This is a genomic window from Infirmifilum sp., assembly GCF_049970975.1.
GTDB classification, from domain to species: domain Archaea; phylum Thermoproteota; class Thermoprotei; order Thermofilales; family Thermofilaceae; genus Thermofilum; species Thermofilum uzonense.
The window spans coordinates 1-1,567 of record NZ_JBMFLX010000210.1 but is presented as its reverse complement, the minus strand read 5'-3'; the positions used below and the strand labels follow the sequence as shown (position 1 = coordinate 1,567).

Annotated in this window: 2 protein-coding genes and 1 pseudogene; all 3 read left to right on the top strand. The window is 42.1% G+C overall.

The genetic code is table 11. The annotated features are described in order from the left end of the window. Window positions 1–386, top strand: a pseudogene (locus ACP5KC_RS10615) (glycosyltransferase family 2 protein); the annotation flags it as partial. Further along, complete coding sequence (locus ACP5KC_RS10610; RefSeq protein ID WP_428287576.1) at window positions 383–799, top strand: class I SAM-dependent methyltransferase; 417 nt, start codon at window positions 383–385, stop codon at window positions 797–799. The pseudogene ACP5KC_RS10615 and the gene ACP5KC_RS10610, both read left to right, overlap by 4 nt. Before the next feature lie 115 nt (window positions 800–914). Continuing rightward, on the top strand, window positions 915–1,567 hold a 653-nt coding region (locus ACP5KC_RS10605), incomplete at its 3' end, for an FkbM family methyltransferase (protein ID WP_428287575.1).

Genomic DNA, 1,567 nt, shown 5'->3' with positions numbered 1-1,567 from the left:
CCATAGCCCCAGAAGACCTCCACTGCGTCGAGCTAGTCCCCCGTCAATACTGGAGATGGAGAGTGAGGAGAGCCCAGCACCTCATACAGAACTTCGCCGCCTCCCTAAGGCTAAAAACCCCACCCCAGTTCAAGCCCCCGCTATACGCAGAAGCCTACCTCCACCTTGCAAACCCCTGGCTACTCCCAGCCGCCCTAGCCACAGCCCTAGCCACAGGTCCTCCAGGCTGGGCGCTGACAGCGCTTGGGCTGACCCTACTAGCCTACAAGCCCTACCGAACATGGATAGTCATGCAGATGTACTTGATAATAGCCGCTCTCAGAAACCTCTGGACAAAGGAAATAACGTGGAAGAAAGAAGATAAGATAACCAATAGAAAACAATGAACTGCCAAAAATTTTCACTTTCAAAGGCTCCACTACCGTTGATTAGGCATGGCATAAGAGCTAACGTGTATGTGGACCTGGGGTGTAATAATGTAAGCATAACTGCTGAGGCGGCGAGGATGGTAGGCGCGAAAAACGTACACCGCATAGACGTCGATAAAGACGCATCGGCAAGGGCTAGGGAGAAGAATTTAATAACACATGAAATCGACCTATCAACAGGCAAAATACCGCTAAACGAAGAATCTGCAGACCTAGTCACGGCGTTTGAGGTAATAGAGCATCTAGCAAACCCAGGCAACATGCTGAGGGAAGCCCACAGAATACTTAAAAGAGGAAGACACCTATTAATTACAATCTCAAACCACGTAAGCTGGATAAATAAGATAATCTTAGATCTAACAAAGACATAATTTACTTTTATTTCATTTACATTAACTCATAAGAATTCAGCGCATGTTAACCCAGTTTGATCTCTTAAGGAAAGGATTTATTCGTTTACTGAGTATTCTTCATCCCTTCACTACGTTGAAAATTGGGCCTTTATCTCTTCACGCGTTCACAGACGGCTTTGGCTCCATAGAGGAAAATATTTTCAACAATGTATACTTTACAAGTAAAGAGATTAAAGAGGCTGATACAATAATTGATCTTGGAGCTCACCACTGCTCGTTTACGATAAACTCTATTATAAAATCTTCTCCGGGCTCTACAATAATTGCTGTAGAACCTAATCCATTAGCTATAAAGCTTTGCATAGATAACATTAAAGCACTAAGTTGGTTAATTAGTAAAAAAGAGCTCAGCGTTAAAATATTTAATAGAGCAGTATGGGATTCGGAGGAAATCATAAACCTAAAACTTTCCTGGTGGAGTGAAGGAAGCCACGTAAGTTCCGGGCTTCACGGCAACGGAATAAAGGTTAAAGCAATAACACTTGATAACATTATTAAACTTGCCAGAGGTAAAACAATCATTAAAATGGATATTGAAGGAGCCGAATACCGCGTATTAAAAAATTCTAATATTAAAGATGTACATAAGATAGCTGTTGAAGTACATGGAGATCTTAATACTATAGTAGGGATCTTAAGAAGCCAGGGATTTAAGACTTACATACAACATCGAATAATAGGAAAGGAATTGTCAGCAGCATGGCTGAGGATTAAACCGAGGAGTTA